We start from the raw sequence: 24,696 nt of genomic DNA, 5'->3' as shown, positions 1-24,696 counted from the left end.
GACCTGTTAAAGCTTGCAGGTTTGCTGAAAAAATACGAGGCTCTAAAAAGCGGTGATTAGGGCATGGCGGCAGAAGGCAAAGGGGTATAAGCCTCTGCCGCACAAGTTGTTTTAAAGCCTGTTCTTTCCTGGGAAAAGGGGTTTGGGTTGCGCAAGGGAGTGAGTTGCGGGAAAATATAAGCGTTTTCAAATAGAGAAAATATACATTCAATTTATAATAGAACCTACATAAACCTACAAAAAGCGACAAAAATATTTAAAAAATAAGCCAATTGATTTAAAAATCAAATCGACTGTGGGTAAAATGGGAGTTGCGGAAAACGTGCGGTTAAAGTCAAAATAAAGCAACACGTTTGTAATGGAGGATCAGCATGATGGGTGGAAATTGGGGAAGCGTGATGAAGCAGGCGGCCCGGCTTGTAAAGAAAGACGGCTATATCTTAACAGTGATGATGTTAACGGTGCCGCTCGCAGGAGAGCTGAAGTTTTATCCGTTGAACGAGACCTTCCGGGTCAGCTTCGGCGTTCCAACTTTTTTCTTTCTTTTGTTGCTGCTGCGGAATGTCCCGGCTGTGCTGTCCGGCTTTTTAACGGGAGCGGCCGTCGTCGGGTTTCGGGTGCTGCTTGATGCATTCGGCCCGGGGCAGATCGATTGGTTGTCATCCTTTTATCACCATTATCCGACTTTTTTCTTTTATTTCACATATGCGTTTCTATTCTACTTGGCAAAAGTGAAGCGATTTCAATTTCGCCCGCTCTACATCGGGTTTCTGGGCTTCGGAATTGAACTGATTGCCGATGGAGCCGAACTGGTCGTTCAATATATGATGTTCGAGTCTACCGTCACCCCGGGAAAGATCCGCGACATGATGGCGATTGCTTTTTCCCACAGCTTTATTGTGCTGAGCTTTTTTAATGTCATGAAGCTGTATGAAACGCAATCGCGGGAAAAGCAGATCCGCGAACAAAATGAGCACATGCTGATGATCGTTTCAAATTTATACGAAGAAACCGTTCATTTGAAAAAGACGTTGAAGAATACTGAAGAGATTACGAACGAATCCTATCAGCTGTACAGGCTCTTAAATAGACAGAGCGATAACAATTCCTCTGTCCGGCAGATCAGCCAGAAGGTGCTGCGCCTCGCCGGTGAAATCCACGAGGTCAAAAAAGACAACCAGCGCATCTTCGCCGGGCTTTCAAAACTAATTTCGAAAGAAAGCTTCAGAGACTACATGGCGGCAGAAGATCTGGTCCGGCTTGTGACCGGCATTAATCGAAAGTATGCCGAATCGCTCGAAAAAGACATTGACTTTCATTATTCGATAGGCGGAGAACATCCAAAATACCACGTGTATACTGTATTGTCCGTGATTAATAATATTATGGCGAATGCGGTGGAAGCGATTCAAAGACAGGGCTCCATCCGCCTCAGCCTCTATAGGCGCGCCGATGACATGCTGGAATGCCGCGTGGAAGATGACGGACCGGGCATTCCAGAGAAAGTCGGGGATGTGGTGTTTGAGCCGGGATACACGTCAAAATATGATGAATTCGGAACCCCTTCAACCGGAATCGGTTTGTCTTATGTGAAGGAAACTGTCGAGGAGCTCGGGGGGAGCATTCGATTTCAGAGTGATGCAAGCGGTGTTGTGTTTACGATCAGACTTCCGGTCCAACAATTGATTCAGAAAGGGTGAAGGCCTGTGCGTTTTTTTATTGCAGATGATGACCGTGCTGTGCGATCGATTTTAAAACAAATCATTGAAGACGAAGATTTGGGAGAAGTGGCCGGAGAAGCGGAAGACGGCTGCGATTTGGAAGGCCACGTCCTGAATTTGCAGCAAATTGATATTTTGTTTGTCGATCTTTTAATGCCGCTCCGCGACGGAATTGAGACGGTTCGTCATTTGTATGGCGCTTTCTCAGGGAAGATCATCATGATTTCCCAGGTGGAATCGAAGGAAATGATCGGTGAAGCCTATTCTTTGGGGATTGAATATTATATACATAAACCGATTAACCGCATTGAAATCTTGAACGTCATTCAAAAAGTCAAGGAGCGCATCGAGCTGGAAAGGTCGATCCATGACATACAATCTTCGCTGAACCGGCTCGTGAGTCTCGGCAGCGGACGAAAAAACGGCTTTAGGGAAAAAAGCATTCAGGAAACGGGCGAATTTCTCCTTTCTGAACTCGGAATCGTCGGGGAGAGCGGGTCCCAGGATTTACTCGCCATCCTTCAGTATTTGTTTGATGATGAACAGACTTCATTATATGAAAAGGACTTTCCGCCGCTCAAACAGATTTTTCATCAGATTGCCGAGCAAAAGCTCGGGCCGGCTGCTTCACCCGTGGAGATCAACAGGGAGATTAAAGCGTCTGAGCAGCGGATACGGCGGGCGGTCAGCCATTCGCTAAACCATTTCGCATCACTCGGTTTAACAGATTTTTCAAATCCGCGGTTTGAAAGCTATGCGTCCCGTTTTTTTGACTTTACTGTCATCAGCAAAAAAATGAAAGAGCTGCAGAAAGACTCTGCCGCCGCCTTGCCGTCCGCCCGCGTCAACACGAAGAAATTTATTCAGGTTTTCTTTTTGGAAGCCAAGCGGTTGAGCGAAAGCGCCGGAAAAAGGGGTTAAAAAGAGCTTCCTCACCTTAGAGGAAGCTCTTCTGCATGCCGGTTACCCAGCGTATTCTCTTTTCAGCAGCGAAAACATGTATACGTCAATCAGTCTTCCTTTCGCTTTCTCGTAATCTCTTAGCAGTCCTTCCTTTTGAAAGGATAACGAGTTGAGGAGTTTGATTGAAGGCGTGTTTTCGGGCTCTACCTTCGCTTCGATCCGGTTGAGGTTCAAGCTTGTAAAGCCGTAGTCGATCAGCTTTTGAACAGCTTCGGAAGCAAAGCCTTTTCCCCAATGATTTCTCCCTAAGTCATAGCCGATTTCAGCTCTGCCGTTTTCCTGGTCGATCATATTAAAACCGCACGTCCCGATGACTTCATCCGTTTCTTTCACAATGATTGAAAAGCGGTTTGCCTGCCCTTCAAGGCTTAAATCATTGATCATTTGGATCATGTCCCGCGCCTGTGAGACGTCTGTAAAAGGCGTGATATTCATATATTTTGTGACTTCCGGATCTGACCAGTATTGACAGAGGACATCTGCATCTTCCAATTCCATTTTTCTCAAAGTCAATCTTTCTGTATAAAGGGTTTCCATGTTCTTGCCTCCAAGTTCCGTATTATTAGGAATGTGAAAGGACCATTCATCGATTTGCGCATCATTCATGTTCATAGAATAAAAAGTAAACTGTTATCGGGAAACGGAGGGATAAATCCCTTTTTTATCTAAAATGGAAAGTGCAATTTCGGCAGCGGAGCTTCCGGCAGCCCGTTTTTCACCTTGAATATGAACAGCAAAGAAAAAAGTATTATCGGCAGTTTCTACATACCCGATAAACCAACCGGCATGGAGTTCCCCGTTGATTACCGAGGTTCCGGTTTTACCGGATAAAACCCTGCCATTTGATTCTTCTAAACGTATTGAATCTTTCACAGTTTCAATATTAGACTGTTTAAAATCAAATTCGTTATCATAAAACTTTTTTAATATATTGACCTGTTCAAGTGGGGAAATTTGAAGAGAGCCATCCAGCCAATAATCGGCTGGGACTGAAAAATCCTCATTTCCATAATGTATAGATTTGAGATAATGACGTAAATGATCCTCCCCAATTTGCCGGTCCAATTTTTGAAAATACCATGTTGTGGAGCTGCTCATCGCAGAGAATAAATCCTGGTCTTGATTCCATTCTTTATACGGATATTGAGTCCCATCCCAAGTCATGTGAGAGTCGTTCTTCGTGATGATCCCGGATTCCAGTGCGAGCAATGCGCTAAACACCTTGTAGGTGGAAGCAGGTGCGAATCTGGAGGTGCTTTCTTTCCTATTGTATATTGTATACTTTTTCCTATTAGAATTAAACAGGACAAAGCCCCCTGAGGCTGAAAATTTATCAAAAAAAGTGCTGTAATCTTCGTATTCTACATTGGTGCCGGGTAAAAAGCGTGTTTCTTTTTGCATGGCCAATATAGACACAGAAGGAGTACCGGCTAATATGGCCCCAAGAACAAGAGTGAACACTAAGGCGCTTTTCGCCTTTAGCAAAGGTGATGCCGTCTGAAAGTTGACAACTGTAACAATCCGTCTTTTGATATGTTTGTATGAGCTGCTGAATTCAGAAGCGGCTAACAAAGACGATGTTCTTTGCTTAATTGAAGTGAATTTTAAAATCACCTCGCCATATTTGAGGTGCAACTTTTTATCAAGCGTTTTTAATACGGCAAAGTCGCAAGAAATCTCCATCTCCGTTTTCGCTTCCTTTGATAAATACCATACGAGAGGATTAAACCAATAGACGATTTTCAACAGGCAAAGAAAATAGTTGATAAGCATATCTTTTCGTTTGCAATGGTACAGTTCATGAAGCAAAACACATTTCATTTCGTCGGCTGAAAACATTGAAATATCTTTTGGCAAGATAATATATGGACGAATGACCCCAAATGTAATGGGGGATTTTATCAATGGAGAACGGCCCAAAATGACTTTTTGATGAAAGCGTATTTCCTCTTTACATGTGTGAAAAAGGGATAATAGCTCTTTGTTGTTAACAATTTGCAGGTTCTTTTTTATTTTGCCGATTTTTAGATTGCTATAAAGAGTAGCCAAAAGCATAACGGCAACGCCCAATATCCAAACTGCGAAAAAGGCTGAATCTATCATTTTGGAAGACGATTGTTCAATCGACAACGAAAAGTCCTGCACCCAGTTTACATGTTGGCCGATTGCTTCTGTCGTCTTGTCTGTGGAGTGGGTTTGGGATAAGGCCGATTGAGCTCCTCCTAAATTCAGAATCCAGTCAAAATGATGGCTTTTTAGAAAATGAAAGGGAATAAAAGGAGCGATCAATGCCAAAAGAGAAATCACGCTAATATAATAGTGGGTGCCTACAGTGATTTGAGTCCTGAGCAGTTTTTTAATGAGTAAGATGATAGAAAAAAACAGAGACAATAGAATTTGACTAACCAAAAAGGGAATAAAGAAAGAACTGCTCATTTCATTCCTTCTTTCTGTTCTTATGTTCTTCTAATATTTGATACAATTCATTAATTTCTTCACCTGACAGCTGATCATTCTCCAAAAAGTTTAATACCATCGAATTAAGAGTTCCATTGTAAAACCGGTTTAAAAAACTGTGACTCTTAACCTCTATATAATCACTTTCGTCTATATTTGGTGTGTAAACGAAAACCCGTCCTTCTTTATGGTGGTTTAATGCGCCTTTTTTAATGAGGCGCAGCAGCATGGTTTGGATGGTTTTAGGGCTCCATGTACTGGTTTTGGATAACTCTTTAATTACCTCATTGGTATTGATCGAAGAATGCTTCCAGATGACTTTCATCACTTCTAATTCCGCATCAGAGATTTGAGGTATTTTTTTCATTTTAATCATCCTATACTTACAAATGTAATACTCTCATTATAGGTTTGCCATTTTAAGAAGTCAATTTAACTGGAGTGAACATGCAGTTTCTGCATTTTTAATTCCATCACTTCCCTCCGTTCATTTGTCCCCGGTGGAAACGAGGTCATCATTTCCTTCCGAAAAAACGGTTGCATTTAAATCTTACATATGTAATACTTTCAAAGACTACATTTGTAAGATTTGATGTTTGAGTCGGCTGAAAGATCGTACGTACCAATTATTGTTTCGTGATCGTTCAAGCCATAACACTATAGGGATAGTGGAAAGAGTGCTTCATCTGGTTACGATCAATCAAATATTCAAACGGAGGGAGACGATTTTGATGAAATTATGGTTCAGTACTTTAAAACTGAAAAAGGCTGCAGCAGTGTTGCTTTTCTCTTGCGTCGCGCTTGCAGGATGCGCTAACAATCAAACGAATGCCTCGCAACCTGCCGAGAAGAATGAAAAGACGGAGATGAAAGATGATTTTGCAAAACTTGAGGAACAATTTGATGCAAAACTCGGGATCTTTGCATTGGATACAGGTACAAACCGGACGGTAGCGTATCGGCCGGATGAGCGTTTTGCTTTTGCTTCGACGATTAAGGCTTTAACTGTAGGCGTGCTTTTGCAACAGAAATCAATAGAAGATCTGAACCAGAGAATAACATATACACGTGATGATCTTGTAAACTACAACCCGATTACGGAAAAGCACGTTGATACGGGAATGACGCTCAAAGAGCTTGCGGATGCTTCGCTTCGATATAGTGACAATGCGGCACAGAATCTCATTCTTAAACAAATTGGCGGACCTGAAAGTTTGAAAAAGGAACTGAGGAAGATTGGTGATGAGGTTACAAATCCCGAACGATTCGAACCAGAGTTAAATGAAGTGAATCCGGGTGAAACTCAGGATACCAGTACAGCAAGAGCACTTGTCACAAGCCTTCGAGCCTTTGCTCTTGAAGATAAACTTCCAAGTGAAAAACGCGAGCTTTTAATCGATTGGATGAAACGAAATACCACTGGAGACGCCTTAATCCGTGCCGGTGTGCCGGACGGTTGGGAAGTGGCTGATAAAACTGGAGCGGCATCATATGGAACCCGGAATGACATTGCCATCATTTGGCCGCCAAAAGGAGATCCTGTCGTTCTTGCAGTATTATCCAGCAGGGATAAAAAGGACGCCAAGTATGATGATAAACTTATTGCAGAGGCAACAAAGGTGGTAATGAAAGCCTTAAACATGAACGGCAAATAAAAACATTGCGATGAATCCGTCAAAACATCATCTTACATAAAGTCACTTGGTGATCAAGCTCATATCATTGTCCGGCAATGGTGTGGGCTTTTTTTGTTTTCTCTCTTTAAAGATCATGTGAAGAAAAACGGGAAAATCGGTCTGCGGGAAAGGACCGGGTTTTTGTCGAAATCATAGGCGAATGGGTTGGATTGTGACAAAATTCGACACATCTATTGGCGGTGCGACTTGATGGACCATCAACCGCGTCTCTCCTCCTGTTTACAATACTTTACAGTTCGTTAATAAACTCTGCCTATAATAGAACCCGATCAATCATTTGTATAGAGAGGGGTAATACGAATGACACATGAAGGACCGCTGGAGGAATGGATGAAAAAGCTGAGCGAGGAAAGCCTCAAGGACAATACGTTTGACCGCCGCCGTTTTATTCAAGGGGCCGGCAAAATAGCCGGGCTTTCGCTCGGACTTGCAATTGCACAATCGATGGGGGCAATGGAAGTCAATGCAGCACCGACATTCTCCGAATATCCGTTTACACTTGGCGTAGCATCGGGAGATCCGCTTTCTGACAGCGTCGTGTTGTGGACAAGGCTGGCGCCCGATCCGCTAAACGGGGGCGGGATGCCGAATGAAGCTGTATCCGTGAAATGGGAGATCGCGGAAGACGAACGCTTCCGCCGTATCGTCAAACGGGGAACCGAAAAAGCGACACCGCACCTTGCACATTCGGTACATGCTGAGGTATCCGGACTGAAACCGAATCATGTGTACTATTACCGCTTTAAATGCGGCAGCCAGCTGAGCCCCGTCGGCAAGACAAAAACGCTTCCGGCGGCAGGGGCAGATGTTGCTACATTCACATTCGCTTTTGCTTCATGCCAGCAGTACGAACACGGCTATTATACCGCCTATCAGCATATGGCGAAGGAAAAGCTCGATCTTGTGTTTCATCTCGGCGACTATATTTATGAGTACGGTCCGAATGAATATGTTTCAAAAACAGGCAATGTCAGGACACACAGCGGTCCTGAAATCATGTCGCTGCTTGATTACCGAAACCGCCATGCCCAATACCGTTCAGATGCAAACTTGAAAGCCGCGCATGCCGCTTTCCCGTGGGTTGTCACATGGGACGACCATGAAGTGGAGAACAACTATGCGAATGTCATCCCTGAAAAAGGCCAGTCAGTAGAAGCGTTTATTAAACGGCGCGCCGCCGCATACCAAGCTTATTACGAGCATATGCCGCTCCGCCGCAAATCCCTGCCGAACGGTCCTGATATGCAATTGTACCGGAATTTTTCCTATGGAAATCTGGCGGACATTAGCGTGCTTGATACCCGTCAGTATCGCGATGACCAAGCCAATGGAGATGGCAATAAGCCTCCTTCTGATGAATCGAATGATCCGAAGCGGACACTGCTTGGAGCCGAACAGGAGGCTTGGCTGTTTGACAACCTGAGTCGTTCCGGGGCGCACTGGAACATCATTGCACAGCAGATTTTCTTTGCGCAATGGAACTTTGGGACAAGCGCGGCGCCGATTTACAGCATGGATTCGTGGGACGGATACCCCGCTCAGCGCAAGCGGGTGATCGACTTCATCAAATCTCAAAAACTGAACAACATCGTCGTCCTCACCGGTGATGTGCATGCCAGCTGGGCAAATAACCTGCTCGTTGACTTTGACAATCCAAAATCGGACATCTTCGGTGTGGAATTCGTCGGGACGTCAATTACATCTGGAGGAAACGGCGCTGATAAAAGAGCGGATACGGATAAGATTTTATCGAACAATCCTCATATAAAGTTTTTCAATGATTACCGCGGCTATGTGCGCTGTACGGTCACACCGGAAGAATGGCGGACAGATTACCGCGTGGTCCCATATGTGACAGAACCGGGTGCCGCGATTTCGACAAGAGCTTCCTATGTTTATCATAAAGACTACACAGGGCTGAAACGGACCGCTTCCAACATTGTGCCTGGAGGCGTGAAGAAGTCAAACGAAGTCGAAGAAGACCGTTTCCTCGCACATACAAGAGCCCATCAGAAGCAAGTGAAGCAAAAGGAGAAAAAAGTAACCCAGTAATCAATGAAAGGATGACAGCAAAATGCTTTCAAATATCGGTATTCCGGGTCTCATCCTGGTTCTGGTAATTGCGCTGATCATTTTCGGGCCTTCAAAGCTTCCGGAAATCGGCCGGGCTTTTGGAAAAACGCTGACCGAATTCAAAAGCGCGACAAAGTCATTAGTATCTGCCGATGACAATGAGATCGGACAAGAGACTAATGTGAAAAAGCAAAGCGATCCATCGGCAAAATAGATGATCAATAGAGCGGGCGGGTGAACCCGTCTGTTCTTTTTTTCTGTTTAGCATGTGAAGGGGAGGAAGTCGAAGGTGAAAAAAAGGGAAACACATTTGATTGCCCATCTTGAAGAGCTGCGCCAGCGAATCATTAAAACGCTTCTGACGTTTATTCTGTTTCTCATCACCGGCTTTTTGTTTGTTCAGGACATCTATGACTGGCTGATCAGAGACCTTGATGAAAAGCTTGCTGTACTGGGGCCGGGGGATATTCTTTGGGTATATATGATGATTGCGGGGGTGCTGGCGGTCGCAGCCACCATACCGGTGGCCGCTTTTCAGACATGGCGGTTTGTGGCGCCTGCGCTGACCGACCGCGAACGGAGGACGGCATTATTTTATATTCCGGGGCTGTTCACTTTTTTTATTTTAGGGATTGTATTCGGTTATGTTGTGCTCTTTCCGCTCGTTCTTCAGTTTTTAATCGGATTATCCGCCGGCCATTTTCAAACGATGTTTACGGCGGAGCATTATTTTCGCTTTATGATGAACCTGACACTGCCATTCGGGTTTTTGTTTGAAATGCCCCTCATCGTGATGTTTTTAACGAGCCTCGGGATTTTAAATCCGGCCAAGCTCAGTAAAATGAGAAAAATTTCTTATTTTGCGCTGATCGTCGTATCAGTTGTGATCACACCGCCCGATTTTATCTCGGATGTGTTGGTGATCGTCCCGCTGCTTGTATTATACGAATTAAGCATCTCTTTATCGGCATTGATTTACCGAAAAAAAACCGCTGTGCAACCAGGGGCTGAGGCCCAAGGCTGAAGACGGACCGTGTCTTCAGTCTCTTTTTTTTTGCTTGATATAAAAAAATCAGAAAATAATGATATTGACAATTTGTTTATTTGTCTTACAATTAAACAAAAAGATGAATGGAGGGGTTTTCTAAAACAGAAACATCGCATTTCAACTGAATGATAACGCTTTCTCAGGAAATGAACGACAGGGGGATGACGGAGATGAGTCAATTACGGAAGGCGCCGGAAGGCATATTAGGTTTCCCGGTGGCACCCTTCAACAAGGAAGGAAAACTGGAGGAAGAAGCACTTTACGAAAACATCCGCTTTTTATTGGATGAAGGGCTTGAGGCGGTTTTTATCGCTTGCGGCTCAGGAGAATTTCAGTCTCTCAGCGCAAAGGAATATGAGCAAATGGTCGAAATTGCCGTCTCGGCGGCGGGCGGGAAGGTGCCTGTTTACACAGGAGTGGGCGGCAACTTGAGCACCGCTTTGGAATGGGCGCGGATTTCCGAGGAAAAAGGGGCTGACGGCTATCTGATTCTCCCGCCATACTTGATACACGGAGAGCAGGAAGGCCTCTATCAGTATACGAAAACAATCATTGAAAGCACGGATTTAAACGCCATCATTTATCAGCGAGACAATGCGGTTTTGACACTTGAACAGATTCAGCGGCTGACCGATCTCGAGCAGCTTGTCGGGCTCAAAGACGGCATAGGGGATATGGCGTTGAATATCAGTTTGTCGTATACGATAGGAGACAGGCTGGGCTGGCTCAACGGAATGCCGATGGCTGAAGTCACGATGCCGGCCTATGCTCCGATTGGCTTCACGTCTTATTCTTCGGCGATATCCAATTATATTCCTCATATTTCAAGGATGTTTTATGAGGCATTATTAAACGGCAACGACCAGCTTGTCAAAGAGATTTATGAGCATGTCATCATGCCGATTAACGAGATCCGCAAACTTCGGAAGGGCTATGCCGTGTCTTTGATCAAAGCCGGTATGGAAATCATGGGCCTTCATGTGAAAAACACGGCGAGACCGCCGATCGTTCCGGTGGAAAAAGAACATTGCCGGCAGCTCGAAAACATTCTGAAAAACGCGATGGGGCGTTATCCGAAAACGACCGCTGCCCTATAAACAAAAGGAGGAATTTGAAGATGTCTGTTGCAGCTGAAAATAAAACGTATTTTAACTTTATCAACGGCCGCTGGGTGAAGGCTGAATCGGGCGGGATGGAACAGAGCTTGAACCCGGCAGATACACGGGATATCGTCGGGCTTGTGCAAAAATCTTCGATTGCGGATGTAGACCGGGCGGTTGAAGCGGCCAAGCAGGCCAAAAAGGCTTGGAGAAAGCTGTCGGGAGCGGAGCGCGGTCAATTTCTTTACAAGGCCGCTGATATCATGGAACAGCGCCTCAATGAAATTGCCGAGTGTGCGACGCGTGAAATGGGGAAAACACTGCCTGAAGCAAAAGGAGAAACAGCGCGGGGAATCGCGATTCTCAGATACTATGCCGGAGAGGGAATGCGGAAAACGGGCGATGTGATTCCCTCCACCGACACATCCGCTTTCATGTACACCGACAGGGTGCCGCTCGGTGTCGTCGGCGTCATCTCGCCTTGGAATTTTCCCATTGCCATCCCAATTTGGAAAATGGCGCCTGCCCTCATCTATGGAAACACGGTCGTCATCAAGCCGGCTACAGAAACCGCAGTCACCTGCCTTAAAATTATCTCGTGCTTTGAAGAAGCAGGGATTCCGTCAGGCGTGGTCAATGCGGTGACAGGGCCAGGATCATCGGCCGGCCAAAGGCTTGCCGAACACCCGGATGTGAACGGAATTACATTTACAGGGTCGAACCAAACCGGAAAAATTATCGGCCGGACGGCGTTTGAAAGAGGGGCGAAGTATCAGCTTGAGATGGGCGGCAAAAACCCGGTGATCATAGCAGATGACGCCGACCTTGATAGTGCGGTTGAAGCGGTCATCAGCGGAGCGTTTCGGTCGACGGGTCAAAAGTGTACGGCGACAAGCCGCGTCATCGTCTTAAACGGTGTTTATAACCGGTTTAAAGAAAAGCTGCTTCAACAAACAAAAGAAATTACAATCGGCGACAGCTTAAAAGAAGATGTCTGGATGGGACCGATTGCGAACAAACAGCAGCTTGACAACTGCCTGTCCTATATTGAAAAAGGAAAGCAAGAAGGAGCGGACCTCATTTTCGGCGGCGATAGGCTGGCAGATGGAAAATACGAAAACGGCTATTATATCAGGCCAGCCATTTTTGACAATGTCACTTCCGGCATGACGATTGCCCAAGAAGAAATTTTCGGCCCGGTCATCGCATTAATCAAGGCGGATACACTTGAGGAAGCTTTGGAGACGGCCAATGACGTCAAATTTGGCCTGAGCGCCTCCATTTTTACGCAAAACATCGGCTGGATGCTGTCATTCATAGATGAAATTGAAGCGGGGCTCATTCGCGTCAACGCCGAAAGCGCCGGTGTCGAACTGCAGGCGCCATTCGGCGGCGTTAAACAATCGAGCTCACATTCACGGGAACAGGGGGAGGCAGCAAAAGAATTTTTTACAGCTGTGAAAACCGTATTTTTCAAACCGTAAATCAATCGTTTCGGTACAAATGAATAAAGGAGAAGATGCTATGAAAAAAAATCGTGCAGCCTCCCCCCATACCGCGGGGAAAAGAAGTTCTGTCCGCTGGTTTGTCGTGTCTATGCTGTTTCTCGTCACATCCATTAATTATGCCGACCGTGCGACACTCTCGATTGTCGGCGATTCTGTGCAGCATGAGCTTGGGCTGAGTTCGGTGGCGATGGGGTATGTCTTTTCCGCATTTGGCTGGGCGTATGTTGTCGGCCAAATTCCCGGAGGCTGGCTGCTCGACCGCTTTGGGTCGAAAATCATCATCGCCGCCAGCATCTTCTTTTGGTCATTGTTTACCCTTTTGCAGGGAACGCTTGGCTTTTTCGCCGCGGGAACGGCCGTTATCCTTTTATTTGCGCTCCGGTTTCTCGTCGGTCTGTCAGAAGCGCCGTCCTTCCCGGGCAACGGCCGGGTGGTGGCTTCCTGGTTTCCAAGCTCTGAACGCGGAACAGCATCGGCGATCTTCAACTCGGCGCAGTACTTTGCACTTGTCATTTTTTCACCGCTGATGGGGTGGCTCGCCCACTCATTCAGCTGGCATACGGTTTTTGTCATTATGGGTGCTCTGGGGATTGCGATGTCGTTTATTTGGCTGAAAACGATTTACGAACCCAAAAAACACCCGAGAATCAATGCCGCCGAACTGGCGTACATCGAAGAAGGCGGCGCGCTTGTCTCGATGGATGAGGGAAAGAACGCGGAAAAGAAGGAAAAGGAGTCCCAATGGCCTTACATTAAGCAGCTTTTAAGAAGCAGGATGCTGCTCGGGGTGTATATCGCCCAATACTGCATCACAACGTTGACCTATTTCTTTCTGACCTGGTTTCCGGTCTATCTCGTTCAGGCACGCGGCATGTCGATCCTTGAAGCGGGTTTTGTCGCATCGCTTCCTGCAATCTGCGGATTTTTAGGAGGATTGCTGGGCGGGTTCGTGTCAGACTTCCTTTTGAAAAAGGGCTGCTCGATAACGGTTGCCAGAAAAACACCGATCATCCTCGGCATGCTGATGTCCTGCTCAATGATCGTATGCAACTATGCAGATTCATCTTGGCTGGTCGTTTCCATCATGTCGCTTGCCTTTTTCGGAAAAGGATTTGGCGCGCTGGGCTGGGCGGTTGTGTCAGATACCTCGCCAAAGGAGTGTGCCGGCTTGAGCGGCGGCATCTTCAACACCTTCGGAAATATTGCGTCCATCACGACACCGATTATCATCGGATATATCGTGAATGCGACAGGCTCATTTAACGGAGCGCTTGTGTTTGTCGGTGCCAACGCGATTGCCGCGGTATTAAGTTATCTGTTTCTCGTCGGGCCGATCAAGCGCATCGAACTGCAGAAAGAGGAAGACCCTGCGGACACCACTTTATCCACATGAAATGTAAGCGCTTTAACAAGAGGGAGGCTAAATCGATATGAATACAAACATCCACCAGCATGTAAAAGAGGAGAAAGCATCGCAAACACCGTCAATTGCTGATATGCAGGTCATACCCGTGGCAGGGCGCGACAGCATGCTTTTGAATTTAAGCGGAGCTCACGGCCCCTTTTTCACACGGAATATCGTGATTTTAAAAGATTCATCAGGCGCTCTCGGTGTCGGCGAAGTTCCGGGCGGCGAACGGATCCGCCAGACGCTGGAGCAGGCGAAGCCGCTTGTCATCGGTCAGCCGCTCGGCGCTGTTCAATCGATTTTGCAGTCTGTCAGGCGTCGTTTTAAAGACCGGGATGCCGGAGGACGCGGGGTGCAGACCTTTGACCAGCGGACGACAATACACGCAGTGACCGCATTGGAAGCGGCTTTGCTCGATTTGCTCGGGAAATTTCTCGGCGTCCCTGTAGCGTCGCTCTTGGGGGAAGGCCAGCAGCGGGAAAAAGTGAAGATGCTCGGCTATTTGTTTTACATCGGCGACCGAAAGCGCACAACGCTTCCCTATATTAGTGAGCAAGAGGCAAGTGACGATTGGTTCCGCCTCCGCCGCGAAGAAGCGTTGACACCCGGGGCGATCGTCCGTCTTGCTGAAGCAGCTCAAGAACGATACGGTTTTCATGATTTTAAATTAAAAGGCGGCGTCCTTTCGGGAGAAGAAGAAATCGAGGCGGCATCCGCTTTGGCAAAACGGTTTCCCGAGGCGAGAATCACCCTTGACCCGAATGGCGCGTGGTCATTGGAAGAAGCGATTGCGCTTTGTAAGGGAAAACGGGATGTGCTCGCCTACGCGGAAGACCCTTGCGGAGCGGAAGCCGGATACTCGGGTCGGGAAATCATGGCCGAATTCCGCCGTGCGACAAGCATTCCGACAGCGACGAATATGATTGCGACAGACTGGCGGCAAATGGGACACGCGATACAACTGCACGCTGTTGATATACCGCTGGCAGATCCGCATTTCTGGACGATGCAGGGATCTGTCCGCGTTGCCCAAATGTGCCATGAATGGGGGCTGACGTGGGGTTCTCACTCCAATAACCATTTTGACGTCTCATTGGCCATGTTCACCCACGTTGCCGCAGCAGCTCCCGGCGACATCACGGCGATTGATACGCATTGGATTTGGCAGGATGGACAGCGTCTGACAAAACAGCCTTTTTCAATTGCTGACGGGTATGTCCAAGTTCCTGATCAGCCGGGGCTCGGCATTGAAATCGACATGGAACAGGTGGAAAAAGCAAATGAACGGTATGAGAAAATGAAAGCAGGCGAGCGAAATGATGCCGTTGCCATGCAGTTTTTGATTGAAAATTGGCGTTTCGACCCTAAACGTCCTTGTCTTGTTCGTTAATTGCGGAAACAGCGGTTTGAGAGGCCCCTAGCCGACATTGTCATACGCGATATTTTGTCTTACAATATGAACAACTGAAAGGGGGCCCACAGTCGTGGAAGAAGATATGGAAACATTGCAGGTCGAATCAGTCAATCGCAAGACATTGGCGAAACAGGTTGTAGAACGAATCGTCCATTTATTATCAAGCGGCCAATTGAAACCGGGGGACAAACTGCCGACGGAGATCGAGCTCATGGAAAAGCTGAATGTGAGCAGACCCGTTCTCCGCGAAGCTTTAATATCACTCGAAACGCTCGGAATTATTAAAAGAAAAACCCGGGACGGCACGTATTTTAATGATAAAATCGGCATCCAGCCGTTTTCTGTCATGCTGGCTTTGGCGGTTGATAATTTGCCGGCCATTATTGAAGCGAGGATGGCGCTGGAACTCGGGCTTGTCACGATCGCCGCAGAAAAGATCAATGACAGTCAGCTCGAAAGGCTGCAGGAAACGATCGATATCATTGCAAACAGCACGGATAATCATTATGGAGAAGCAGATAAAGAATTTCACCGGATTATCGCTTTGAGCGCGAACAACCCGGTGCTTGAGGGCATGATTCAATCACTCTTGATCACACACGCCAAAATCGACAGCCAGATTCCATACAGGGAAAGGGACCGGACTGTCGAATATCATACGAATATTTTGAAAGCCCTTCAACAAAGGGACCCATATCAAGCCTATCACCATATGTATGAGCACTTAAAATTTGTACGTGACAAAATACTGAATGGTCTTCGTGATGAAAAAAACAATCATTAAGTTGTTTGACAGCGCTTTCTAACATGTGCCGCAGCGGGAGAAGGGCTGTGGAAAGGCGCTGATCGAAAAGGGGAGTTGATCAATACTTATGCTTGTCAATCAAACTGAAACCCCGCTGTACATTAAGGTGAACGAAAAAGACAATACCGCAATCATCGTCAATGCCGGCGGACTGCCGAAAGGGACGGTGTTTCCTTGCGGGCTTAAACTGCAGGAGCGGATACCTCAAGGTCATAAAGTGGCTTTAACGAACATTACACAGGGCGGAGCCGTTATTCGCTACGGTGAGGTTATCGGCTATGCCGTCAAACCAATCGAAAAAGGCGGGGGGATTTCCGAGTCGCATATCATGCTTCCGGAAGCTCCGCCGCTCGATGAACTGCCCATCGCCAACAAAGTTCCAAAACCCGCTCCCCCTCTTGAAGGGTACACATTTGAAGGATACCGGAATGAAGACGGGAGCGTCGGCACGAGAAACGTGCTTGGCATTATGACAAGCGTGCAATGCGTCGCAGGCGTTCTCGATTACGCAGTTAAACGAATTAAAGAGGAACTGCTTCCAAAATATCCGAACGTTGACGGTGTCGCTGCATTAAATCATCAGTACGGCTGCGGTGTGGCGATTAATGCGCCGGAAGCCAAAATCCCGATCCGAACGATTCAAAATATCGCCAGACACCCTAATTTCGGCGGGGAAGCGATGGTGATCGGACTCGGCTGCGAGAAGCTCCTTCCGACGAGGATAGAGCCGGAAGGAGACGCTGAAAACATTCTTTCATTGCAGGAACGGCGAGGGTTTGAGCAAATGATACAATCGATTATGGAAATGGCCGAAGAGCGCTTAAAAAGGCTGAATGAACGGAAGCGGACAACATGTCCCGCTTCAGACCTGGTGATTGGCCTTCAGTGCGGTGGCAGCGACGCTTTCTCAGGAGTGACCGCAAACCCCGCGGCGGGATATGCGGCCGACTTACTCGTCCGGGCAGGGGCCACGGTTTTATTTTCGGAAGTCACCGAAGTCCGCGATGCCGTTCATCTCTTAACACCGCGCGCTGTCAATGAAGAAGTCGGCCGCGCCCTGATTCGGGAAATGGCTTGGTATGACCGCTATCTGGAAAGAGGCGAATCAGACCGAAGCGCCAATCCGTCGCCAGGGAACAAAAGGGGCGGGCTGGCAAACGTGGTTGAGAAATCGCTCGGCTCGATCGCGAAATCGGGAAGCAGCCCGATCAATGCCGTACTCGCGCCAGGTGAAATGGCTGTACAGAAGGGACTCACTTTTGCAGCGACACCTGCAAGCGATTTTGTATGCGGCACCCTGCAACTGGCTTCGGGCATGCATTTGCAAGTATTTACAACCGGAAGAGGAACGCCGTACGGCCTTGAAATGGCTCCGGTTATGAAAGTGGCAACCCGGCAGTCATTATCAGAAGATTGGCGCGATTTAATCGACGTTAACGCTGGACGGATCGCAACAGGTGAAGCTTCAATAGAAGAAGTCGGCTGGGAAATTTTCAGGACGATCCTTAACGTCGCAAGCGGAAGGAAAACATGGGCGGAACATTGGGGGCTCTCCAATGACTTGTGTTTGTTCAACCCCGCGCCTGTGACTTGATCGAAAAGCACCTTGATAAGGTGCTTTTTTAATTGTGAACTCGTTTTTAACAAGAAGTATAAAGTGGTTCTTTTTTCATATTTCCTCTTTGGTAAACTAAACCGCAGTACCTTTCGGAATCTTGGCGCATCAACCATACTGCCTGTTTTTTCAGAGGGCCGGCATACGATTTGCAGGGTGGTGATTCTTATTTCCTATTTATCTAATTTATTCCATGTTGTAACATAAAAAAGTATCATTTTCAAGCATGTCATTCGCATTAAAATGAAGTGCTTGCAGCTTAACTTAAAAGCCCTTGGAGGTTTAATAAAATGAAAAAGATGATGATATTGTGTTTTTCTATAATACTAATCTTTACAGGAGGATGCAGTATGAACGACAGCCAAAACGGCAAGAACGGCAATCAAGAAGAAGCGGTCAAGCCGAAAGATATGGACCCGAAAGACCTCCCGCAGGTTCCGGCGTTCCAGGATGAGAAAACAAGAGAATACATGGCATCAACAAAGGAAGTCGAGCCGGGCTATTATTTGCTTGAGTCTAAACTGAAAGGGTTTACGATGTTGTTTCCGGAGGATGGGAAATATGATGACAATTTATCCTCTCTCGGAAAAGATGAAGAGATAATCTCTTTTTATAGCTACGATGAAAAAACGAATGTTTCTCTTAATGCTTCTGTAGAATATTACCTAAATCAATCTTTCATCAATAATCCAAATGAAATGTTAGAACAAGTGAGGGAGGAAAATGGATATAAAGGACAATTTGAAAAGTTCCAGGAAAAAGATAAGGATATTTATTTTGCGTATATGAAAACTGTTCACGACGATACAAATCAAAAAAATAATGAGACTCATTCCTATATTGGTTATATAAATAAACAGAATTATGTTGGCATACAATTTACATTTGACTTTACTTGTCTAAAAAGTTCTAAACCTTGTTCACTTGATGTTGATTCTGCTGAAAAGAAAGCTAAGAAGTTAGTCAAATCCATCGTATTTTTAACTGGTAAGGAGAAATAGGATGGCAACTAAAAATATATTTGAAAATGAAAATGTGAAACTTCGTATAATAAACCTGGAATACAGCTATAAAAATAGGTTTGCTTCAAATAATCCAAATGAAGTGAAAAAAGCTAAAGATAATTTCGAGGCAGATGTTCGCAGAATTTATAAAGAGGAAACAAATCATGAACTTAAAGAAAATATAGAGATTTTTACGTCAAAAGAAATTCTAGAACATAGTAAGGATAAAACAATCAGTCAATCAGGCTATGATGGAACAGCTATTCATATAAAGGATAAGACAAAACATATCGATCAGCTCCACATTATTTCCGAGGGCAGCGCCGATAATGAAGATTGGAAATATAATTTCTTTGGATTGTTTTTGGGAATGGATAACAGACAATATAAGGCTACAAGGGAATTTTCAAGGGCCTCCAAGAGAAAGGTCGGTAACTCTAAAGAGTTAAAAACTTATGCTATGGGCCATTCTCTCGCAAACAATAACCAAGTTTTAGTGCAGTTAGTTAATGGTGAATTTGATGAGGTTTATGGTGTAAATGGGGCCCAAATAAGTGTAGATCACTTATTGTTGATTGATAAGAAAATGGCAAGGGAACTAAGAAAGAAGTATCAAGTAAACGATTTATCAACAATCCCAAAAGACAGACTCAAAAAAGCCATCATCAAATACTACAACGACAAAGGCGTCACAGCCAACATCACCCAGCGCATTTCCAGTAACGATCCGCTCTACGGTGTCAGCGGGAAGGCTGATTTTATTACGTTCGGCGATGTGAAGATGACGAACACACACCCGGATATAAAAGGATTCCGAAGTGTCATTGATCATATTCCTGATGAAGATGTGAGCAAACTGAAAGGGTACTTTCAAAAATATGCTGCTGATTATCGAAAGGGCGGCATTCAGGGTTTTGCTATGGAAGCAATCGGCGTAGATATGGATTTTTTAAACGGAATAATGAATGAAGAGGGTACAGCTCAGCAAATAGCATATTGCTTGAAACATCCGGCCCGCCTCTTGAATATGGTGGGTGCACTTGATAAAAAGCTGCCAGAGTTTAAAGCATTTTTTGCGAAAGTCAAGGCCTACAGCGGCCCTGTTCTCAATCAGCTTGAAGCAAACGGTTATATTGATGAAGCGAAAAAAAAGACCATTCAAAAAGACATTGCCGAAGTAGAGCGACTGACAGGAAGGCTTGACGTTTTATATGAAGAGATCAAATTTCTTGTCGACTGGAAGACTGTCATATTTACTCTAAATAATAGACAACTCTCTCAATCACTAATGAAAAATTTAATCGAATTTTATTCAACTTATAAAGCATTGGAAGAAGCCTTAGGCAAACTGGATCAAGACACAAAAGACCTTCTCAATCTTATTGGCGAAGGCCACAGCATCACCCCGCTTCTAAACGCCCTATCCAAAAAGAAAGGCATCAGCTACAAAGGAGGAGACATCTATTTTTCTAAGAAAGGCAAGGACGGAAAAGAGATAAAGGTCAATCTGTCATCTGCCATCAGGATTTACCAGGCGGGGATGGCTGCCATTTCAAAGATTGAGGCTGAAATTGAACGCTACCAACGTGTTTTCCACCATGAAATCCACGATCATTTCGCAATTAAAAAATCTGAGTTGACAAAAGCCATTCATGACATGGAAGCCAATCCTTCCCGCTACCAATTCGACATTCAGTTCAAGCTCGCCTCAGGCTTCGCCGGATCAAACGGAAAGCTGAATAAAATCGTCGTCCACGACTCGTACCACACGGCCCCGCTTCCTCAGTGCGACGGCGTCGTCAGCGAATTAAAAAAACAAACCTCCAGCAAAAAGAAATTTGTAAAAAGCATTCGCGCCAGCATTGAAAAATTGTTCGATGAAGATGAGCAAATTTCGGCGCTGTTTGATTTTAAGGCATAGGGGAGGGGGATTAAGATGGTAAAACCGTTATTGGAGGAAACTGAAACAGTTTCAGCGACATATATGTTTTTAAGCAGTATTTCAGCAAAGGATAAAGCGGCCCGGCTGAACGCGCCGCTGAAAAGCGTTTTAAAAGAACTGAAAGAATTTGATAAAGTGCTAAAAAGCGAAATCGAAGGGCAAAAAGGTATGATGATCACGAAAATTAAAGAAGAATTAGATCACAAAAGTGAAAACCGCAAAACCGTCATCACCCGGATGAAATCAGACAACGAGCAGTTTGCAAACAGTTATCATGACATGATTGAAACTTTGCGGAAGCAAAACGTAACACTTTACTATAAAAAGAATAAGCCCCTTGATCAATAAAAGATGACCCCTGATATCAGAGGTCATTTTTTTGTTCCAATGACTTGTGTTTGTACAACCCCGCGCCTGTGACTTGATCCGTGTTAGTGGGAAAGTAGATTGGTATCGGTCAATAGATCCGGAAGCTACAAGAGGATTCAACTAGAAATATAAATAATTTTTGTAAAAAACACACGTTTTTCAATTACAATGAGTGTAATTGCACGTGTGTTTTTATGTTGAAAAGGATAGGTGAACAAGATGCAGCGCATATTGCTTATTGAAGATGATCATTCGATCAGTGAAATGGTCGATCATTATTTAACAAAAGAAGGGTTTGAGGTCGTGCTTGCTTTTGACGGAGAAGAGGGCGTTCGCTTGTTTCAGCAGGGCAATTATGATGTGATTCTGCTCGACATCATGCTTCCTAAACTGAACGGGATGGATTTTCTGAAATTGATCCGTGAACAGAGCAAGGTCCCGGTTTTAATGATTTCTGCAAAAGACGGGGATGTCGATAAAGCGCTGGGGCTGGGTTTTGGTGCGGATGATTATATTGCCAAGCCGTTTTCGATGATCGAACTGACTGCAAGAATAAAAGCCGCCATTCGGCGCGCAACGCAGTATTCCGCCAGTGAGCCGGCAAATCAAAAACTAGTACGTATTCACGAGCTTACGATTGATATAGAAAATGTATCCGTACAAAAAAATGGTGAACCGCTTCAGCTGACATCAACGGAATGGAAAATGCTGACCTTATTTGTGACAAACCCTAAAAAAGTATTCACAAAAGAACAAATCTATCGTTCGGTTTGGAATGAGGATTATTTTGGCGATCAAAATATTATTAACGTCCATATGAGGCGCTTGAGGGAAAAGATAGAGGATGATCCTTCCTCTCCGCAATATATTAAAACGCTTTGGGGCATCGGTTATAAATTAGGAGAGTTTTAGCATGATAATGTTATGGATTGGCATGCTGATGATTTTGGCGTCTCTCAATATCGTTCAATATAAAATGAAAAAACAGCGGGACCAAAACTTGAAGTACATCACGGAAAAGCTCAGTATGATGCTAAATGAGCAGGCGGCTGATCAAATTTTATTAGGGACGGATGATAAAGTACTGCGGGATCTGCTCGTGCAAATGAACCTGTTTGTTGAGGAGCGTCAACGCATAACAGCCCGCTTTGCAAAAACGGAGCAGTCAATGAAACGAATGCTGACCAATATGTCCCATGATCTGAAAACCCCGCTGACTGTTGTGCTCGGATATATCGAGGCGATTCAAAATGACTCGGATATGGCGGAAGAAGAGCGTGAAAGGCTGCTGGAAAAACTTTATCAAAAAACAGGAGAAATCATTCAGCTGATGAATTCTTTCTTCGACTTGGCCAAACTCGAATCAGAAGATAAGCAAATACTGCTCACGAAAATACATATCAACGAAATATGCAGAAAAAACATTCTCCAACACTATGATGCCGTTCAGGCAAAAGGTTTTAAAGCTGTCATCGACATCCCGGATACCCCGGTTTATGCACATGGAAATGAAGAAGCGCTTGACCGGGTTCTGCAAAACCTTTTATCAAATGCGATTCAATATGGTGCAGATGGAAAGCTGATCGGATTGTCCCTTACATATGATGACACGCAGATTGTTATTACGGTTTGGGACCGTGGGAAAGGGATTGGCGAGTATGATCAGCAGCGGGTGTTCGAAAGGCTGTACACCCTTGAGGAATCGAGAAATAAAGCGTTCCAGGGAAGCGGGCTCGGCTTAACAATTACAAAAAGGCTCATTGAGAAAATGGGAGGGGGCATCTCTCTCCAAAGCAAGCCGTATGAACGGACAGCGTTTTCCATCACGCTAAAACGAATGACCTATTAGCAAACGTAAGAATTTCTTAAGAAACAAGAAATAAAAAAGACAGCGTCCATCGCTACAATAGACACATAGCAAAGACAGGAAAGGGGAAACAGAGTTGACTTACATCGTACAAACAAGCGGGCTTACCAAGACATTCAAAGGTCAAGAAGTTGTGTCAAATGTAAGCATGCATATACGAAAGGGAGAAATATACGGTTTTCTCGGCCCGAACGGAGCCGGGAAAACGACCGTCATGAAGATGCTGACGAGCCTCGTAAAACCGACAAGCGGGGAAATCAATATTCTCGGGCATAAGCTGACAAATCAATCATACGAGATTCTCGGCAAAATAGGCAGCATGATCGAATACCCAATTTTTTATGAAAATCTGACAGCCAATGAAAATTTAAATCTGCACTGTGAGTATATGGGATATCACAATAAAGCCAAGATTCAGGAAGTGCTGGACATGGTGAATTTAAAAAATATCGACAGCAAACCTGTCAAAACATTCTCGCTTGGTATGAAGCAGCGTCTTGGAATCGCGCGTGCCATTCTTACCAAACCCGACTTGCTCATCTTAGATGAACCGATTAATGGCCTTGATCCCATCGGGATTAAAGAAATCAGAAACTTATTTCAAGTATTGAGCAAAGAATATGGAATGACATTGCTCATCTCAAGCCATATCCTGAACGAAGTAGAGCAGATTGCAGATACAATCGGAGTGATTCGGGACGGCAGGCTTGTTGAAGAAGTATCGATGGAAAGCGTAAGAGGCCGGAACACAGAGTACATTGAACTCGTGACGCCGAATCAATTGCGGGCTTGCTTTGTGCTTGAACATGAGCTTCAGATTGCTAATTTTAAAATACTAAATGATAAAACGATCCGAATTTATGATGCCGAAGCTTCTCAAACAGCCATTTCTAAAGCTCTGATTTTGAATGATATAGAAATTGAGTCCATGAATAAAAAGCATACTTCGCTTGAGGACTACTTCCTCAGTTTAATCAACGGCAATGCGGCCAGCGCACAAGGAGGCGGAGATGCTTGCTGAATTTATTGAAAATCGAAATGAAAAAGATGAAGCTTGGCTGGTATGTACGCGGAGCCGTCTTTGCCAATTTCATCATCCTCGGTTTTCTGTGGATGGTGACCTTCACAGAAGGCAAGGATACGTTCCAAACGATTGATGAAACATTTCTTGTGATCGGCACTTTCGTCAGAGCGGTTTTTATCATTTTCGGAGCCGTGCTGATTTCAAAATTAATCATTTCAGAGTTTAAAAACAAGACAATACTTGTGATGTTTACGTACCCGATCAACCGAAAAAAACTGCTGGCTGCTAAACTGCTGATCGCAGCCGGGCTGACTTTCATTACGATATTGATATCAAATGCATGCGTTGCCGCTGCTTTTTTTCTGCTGAATTCAATCTATGGGGTCATCCCCGGCGAATTAACAGCTTCTATGGTTTCTCAGCAGGCTCTGAAAATGATCGTTTTTGCTTTTGGCGCCGCAGGAACGAGTTTAGTGCCCATCTTTTTCGGAATGCGGAAGCACTCCGCTGCGGCAACGATCATTTCGTCTGTCGTGATCAGCATGTTGATCAGTTCCACAAGCCCGGACTTTTCCATTTCTTCAATTGTTTATATTCCTTTATCTCTGGCCGCTGTCGGTCTGATTTTTTCCTTTTTGGCAGTAAGGCGGATCGAAAAAATAGATGTATTTTAACGGAGTT

Annotated in this window: 22 protein-coding genes; 19 read left to right on the top strand and 3 right to left on the bottom strand. The window is 45.2% G+C overall.

The annotated features are described in order from the left end of the window. Window positions 1-371 precede the first annotated feature (371 nt). Both M1E06_RS20245 and M1E06_RS20240 read left to right on the top strand, forming a co-directional pair. Complete coding sequence (locus M1E06_RS20245) at window positions 372-1,700, top strand: sensor histidine kinase (protein ID WP_025810837.1); 1,329 nt, start codon at window positions 372-374, stop codon at window positions 1,698-1,700. Window positions 1,701-1,706: 6 nt separating this feature from the next. Continuing rightward, window positions 1,707-2,642: a DNA-binding domain-containing protein gene (locus tag M1E06_RS20240; RefSeq protein WP_020449988.1), complete on the top strand. Its 936-nt coding sequence runs from the start codon at window positions 1,707-1,709 to the stop codon at window positions 2,640-2,642. A 42-nt stretch (window positions 2,643-2,684) separates the two neighbouring features. On the opposite strand, the gene M1E06_RS20235 is transcribed toward M1E06_RS20240, so the two are convergent. The 3 genes from M1E06_RS20235 to M1E06_RS20225 form a co-directional block, all read right to left on the bottom strand. Next, window positions 2,685-3,221, bottom strand: coding sequence for a GNAT family N-acetyltransferase (locus M1E06_RS20235; RefSeq protein ID WP_020449989.1), 537 nt, complete (start codon window positions 3,219-3,221; stop codon window positions 2,685-2,687). A gap of 93 nt (window positions 3,222-3,314) precedes the next feature. After that, the gene (locus M1E06_RS20230; RefSeq protein WP_023857754.1) at window positions 3,315-5,120 is read right to left on the bottom strand and encodes a BlaR1 family beta-lactam sensor/signal transducer; all 1,806 of its coding nucleotides are present in this window, start codon (window positions 5,118-5,120) and stop codon (window positions 3,315-3,317) included. 1 nt (window position 5,121) lies between these two features. Beyond that, on the bottom strand, window positions 5,122-5,508 hold the full coding sequence (locus tag M1E06_RS20225; protein WP_020449991.1) for a BlaI/MecI/CopY family transcriptional regulator: 387 nt from the start codon (window positions 5,506-5,508) through the stop codon (window positions 5,122-5,124). Between the two features lie 364 nt (window positions 5,509-5,872). Here M1E06_RS20225 and blaP point away from each other — a divergent pair, with 364 nt between their 5' ends. The 17 genes from blaP (at window position 5,873) to M1E06_RS20140 (ending at window position 24,689) form a co-directional block, all read left to right on the top strand. Continuing rightward, complete coding sequence (blaP, locus tag M1E06_RS20220) at window positions 5,873-6,796, top strand: class A beta-lactamase BlaP (protein WP_023857755.1); 924 nt, start codon at window positions 5,873-5,875, stop codon at window positions 6,794-6,796. Window positions 6,797-7,138: 342 nt separating this feature from the next. Beyond that, window positions 7,139-8,890: an alkaline phosphatase D family protein gene (locus M1E06_RS20215; RefSeq protein WP_023857756.1), complete on the top strand. Its 1,752-nt coding sequence runs from the start codon at window positions 7,139-7,141 to the stop codon at window positions 8,888-8,890. Window positions 8,891-8,912: 22 nt separating this feature from the next. After that, window positions 8,913-9,125, top strand: a complete 213-nt coding sequence (locus M1E06_RS20210) for a twin-arginine translocase TatA/TatE family subunit (RefSeq protein ID WP_020449994.1) — start codon at window positions 8,913-8,915, stop codon at window positions 9,123-9,125. Between the two features lie 75 nt (window positions 9,126-9,200). Then, on the top strand, window positions 9,201-9,935 hold the full coding sequence (tatC, locus tag M1E06_RS20205; protein WP_020449995.1) for a twin-arginine translocase subunit TatC: 735 nt from the start codon (window positions 9,201-9,203) through the stop codon (window positions 9,933-9,935). A gap of 194 nt (window positions 9,936-10,129) precedes the next feature. Then, on the top strand, window positions 10,130-11,056 hold the full coding sequence (gene kdgD / locus M1E06_RS20200; protein ID WP_020449996.1) for a 5-dehydro-4-deoxyglucarate dehydratase: 927 nt from the start codon (window positions 10,130-10,132) through the stop codon (window positions 11,054-11,056). Window positions 11,057-11,076: 20 nt separating this feature from the next. Continuing rightward, complete coding sequence (gene gucD / locus M1E06_RS20195) at window positions 11,077-12,543, top strand: alpha-ketoglutaric semialdehyde dehydrogenase GucD (protein ID WP_020449997.1); 1,467 nt, start codon at window positions 11,077-11,079, stop codon at window positions 12,541-12,543. A 40-nt stretch (window positions 12,544-12,583) separates the two neighbouring features. Further along, the gene (locus M1E06_RS20190) at window positions 12,584-13,960 is read left to right on the top strand and encodes an MFS transporter (protein ID WP_020449998.1); all 1,377 of its coding nucleotides are present in this window, start codon (window positions 12,584-12,586) and stop codon (window positions 13,958-13,960) included. A gap of 37 nt (window positions 13,961-13,997) precedes the next feature. Next, entirely contained in the window at window positions 13,998-15,365 is a 1,368-nt protein-coding gene (gudD, locus tag M1E06_RS20185; protein ID WP_020449999.1) for a glucarate dehydratase, read from the top strand. Between the two features lie 106 nt (window positions 15,366-15,471). Continuing rightward, window positions 15,472-16,173: a FadR/GntR family transcriptional regulator gene (locus M1E06_RS20180; protein ID WP_154495802.1), complete on the top strand. Its 702-nt coding sequence runs from the start codon at window positions 15,472-15,474 to the stop codon at window positions 16,171-16,173. Window positions 16,174-16,261: 88 nt separating this feature from the next. Continuing rightward, the gene (gene garD / locus M1E06_RS20175) at window positions 16,262-17,788 is read left to right on the top strand and encodes a galactarate dehydratase (RefSeq protein ID WP_020450000.1); all 1,527 of its coding nucleotides are present in this window, start codon (window positions 16,262-16,264) and stop codon (window positions 17,786-17,788) included. A gap of 311 nt (window positions 17,789-18,099) precedes the next feature. Continuing rightward, on the top strand, window positions 18,100-18,810 hold the full coding sequence (locus tag M1E06_RS20170) for a hypothetical protein (protein WP_020450001.1): 711 nt from the start codon (window positions 18,100-18,102) through the stop codon (window positions 18,808-18,810). Between the two features lies 1 nt (window position 18,811). Continuing rightward, the gene (locus M1E06_RS20165) at window positions 18,812-20,734 is read left to right on the top strand and encodes a DUF6792 domain-containing protein (protein WP_216904307.1); all 1,923 of its coding nucleotides are present in this window, start codon (window positions 18,812-18,814) and stop codon (window positions 20,732-20,734) included. A gap of 15 nt (window positions 20,735-20,749) precedes the next feature. After that, on the top strand, window positions 20,750-21,103 hold the full coding sequence (locus tag M1E06_RS20160; protein WP_020450003.1) for a hypothetical protein: 354 nt from the start codon (window positions 20,750-20,752) through the stop codon (window positions 21,101-21,103). 252 nt (window positions 21,104-21,355) lie between these two features. Next, the gene (locus M1E06_RS20155) at window positions 21,356-22,036 is read left to right on the top strand and encodes a response regulator transcription factor (RefSeq protein WP_095323705.1); all 681 of its coding nucleotides are present in this window, start codon (window positions 21,356-21,358) and stop codon (window positions 22,034-22,036) included. Window position 22,037: 1 nt separating this feature from the next. Further along, on the top strand, window positions 22,038-22,973 hold the full coding sequence (locus M1E06_RS20150; RefSeq protein WP_039073145.1) for a HAMP domain-containing histidine kinase: 936 nt from the start codon (window positions 22,038-22,040) through the stop codon (window positions 22,971-22,973). A 94-nt stretch (window positions 22,974-23,067) separates the two neighbouring features. Beyond that, window positions 23,068-24,012 carry an ABC transporter ATP-binding protein gene (locus M1E06_RS20145; RefSeq protein ID WP_025810825.1) on the top strand — a complete coding sequence of 315 codons (945 nt, stop codon included), beginning with the start codon at window positions 23,068-23,070 and terminating at the stop codon, window positions 24,010-24,012. After that, window positions 24,006-24,689, top strand: coding sequence for an ABC transporter permease (locus tag M1E06_RS20140; protein WP_025810824.1), 684 nt, complete (start codon window positions 24,006-24,008; stop codon window positions 24,687-24,689). Before M1E06_RS20145 ends, M1E06_RS20140 begins: the two co-directional genes overlap by 7 nt. Window positions 24,690-24,696 lie beyond the last annotated feature (7 nt).

This window comes from Bacillus sp. AK124 (assembly GCF_053903085.1).
The sequence above is the reverse complement of the archived record's forward strand: the minus strand, read 5'-3'. Positions and strand labels throughout refer to the sequence as shown.

Coding starts and splice junctions, on each gene's coding strand:
- M1E06_RS20245 (WP_025810837.1), top strand. CDS start 372: ATGATGGGTGGAAATTGGGGAAGCGTGATGAAGCAGGCGGCCCGGCTT.
- M1E06_RS20235 (WP_020449989.1), bottom strand. CDS start 3,221: ATGGAAACCCTTTATACAGAAAGATTGACTTTGAGAAAAATGGAATTG.
- M1E06_RS20230 (WP_023857754.1), bottom strand. CDS start 5,120: ATGAGCAGTTCTTTCTTTATTCCCTTTTTGGTTAGTCAAATTCTATTG.
- M1E06_RS20225 (WP_020449991.1), bottom strand. CDS start 5,508: ATGAAAAAAATACCTCAAATCTCTGATGCGGAATTAGAAGTGATGAAA.
- blaP (WP_023857755.1), top strand. CDS start 5,873: ATGAAATTATGGTTCAGTACTTTAAAACTGAAAAAGGCTGCAGCAGTG.
- M1E06_RS20215 (WP_023857756.1), top strand. CDS start 7,139: ATGACACATGAAGGACCGCTGGAGGAATGGATGAAAAAGCTGAGCGAG.
- M1E06_RS20210 (WP_020449994.1), top strand. CDS start 8,913: ATGCTTTCAAATATCGGTATTCCGGGTCTCATCCTGGTTCTGGTAATT.
- kdgD (WP_020449996.1), top strand. CDS start 10,130: ATGAGTCAATTACGGAAGGCGCCGGAAGGCATATTAGGTTTCCCGGTG.
- gucD (WP_020449997.1), top strand. CDS start 11,077: ATGTCTGTTGCAGCTGAAAATAAAACGTATTTTAACTTTATCAACGGC.
- M1E06_RS20190 (WP_020449998.1), top strand. CDS start 12,584: ATGAAAAAAAATCGTGCAGCCTCCCCCCATACCGCGGGGAAAAGAAGT.
- gudD (WP_020449999.1), top strand. CDS start 13,998: ATGAATACAAACATCCACCAGCATGTAAAAGAGGAGAAAGCATCGCAA.
- M1E06_RS20180 (WP_154495802.1), top strand. CDS start 15,472: ATGGAAACATTGCAGGTCGAATCAGTCAATCGCAAGACATTGGCGAAA.
- garD (WP_020450000.1), top strand. CDS start 16,262: ATGCTTGTCAATCAAACTGAAACCCCGCTGTACATTAAGGTGAACGAA.
- M1E06_RS20170 (WP_020450001.1), top strand. CDS start 18,100: ATGAAAAAGATGATGATATTGTGTTTTTCTATAATACTAATCTTTACA.
- M1E06_RS20165 (WP_216904307.1), top strand. CDS start 18,812: ATGGCAACTAAAAATATATTTGAAAATGAAAATGTGAAACTTCGTATA.
- M1E06_RS20160 (WP_020450003.1), top strand. CDS start 20,750: ATGGTAAAACCGTTATTGGAGGAAACTGAAACAGTTTCAGCGACATAT.
- M1E06_RS20150 (WP_039073145.1), top strand. CDS start 22,038: ATGATAATGTTATGGATTGGCATGCTGATGATTTTGGCGTCTCTCAAT.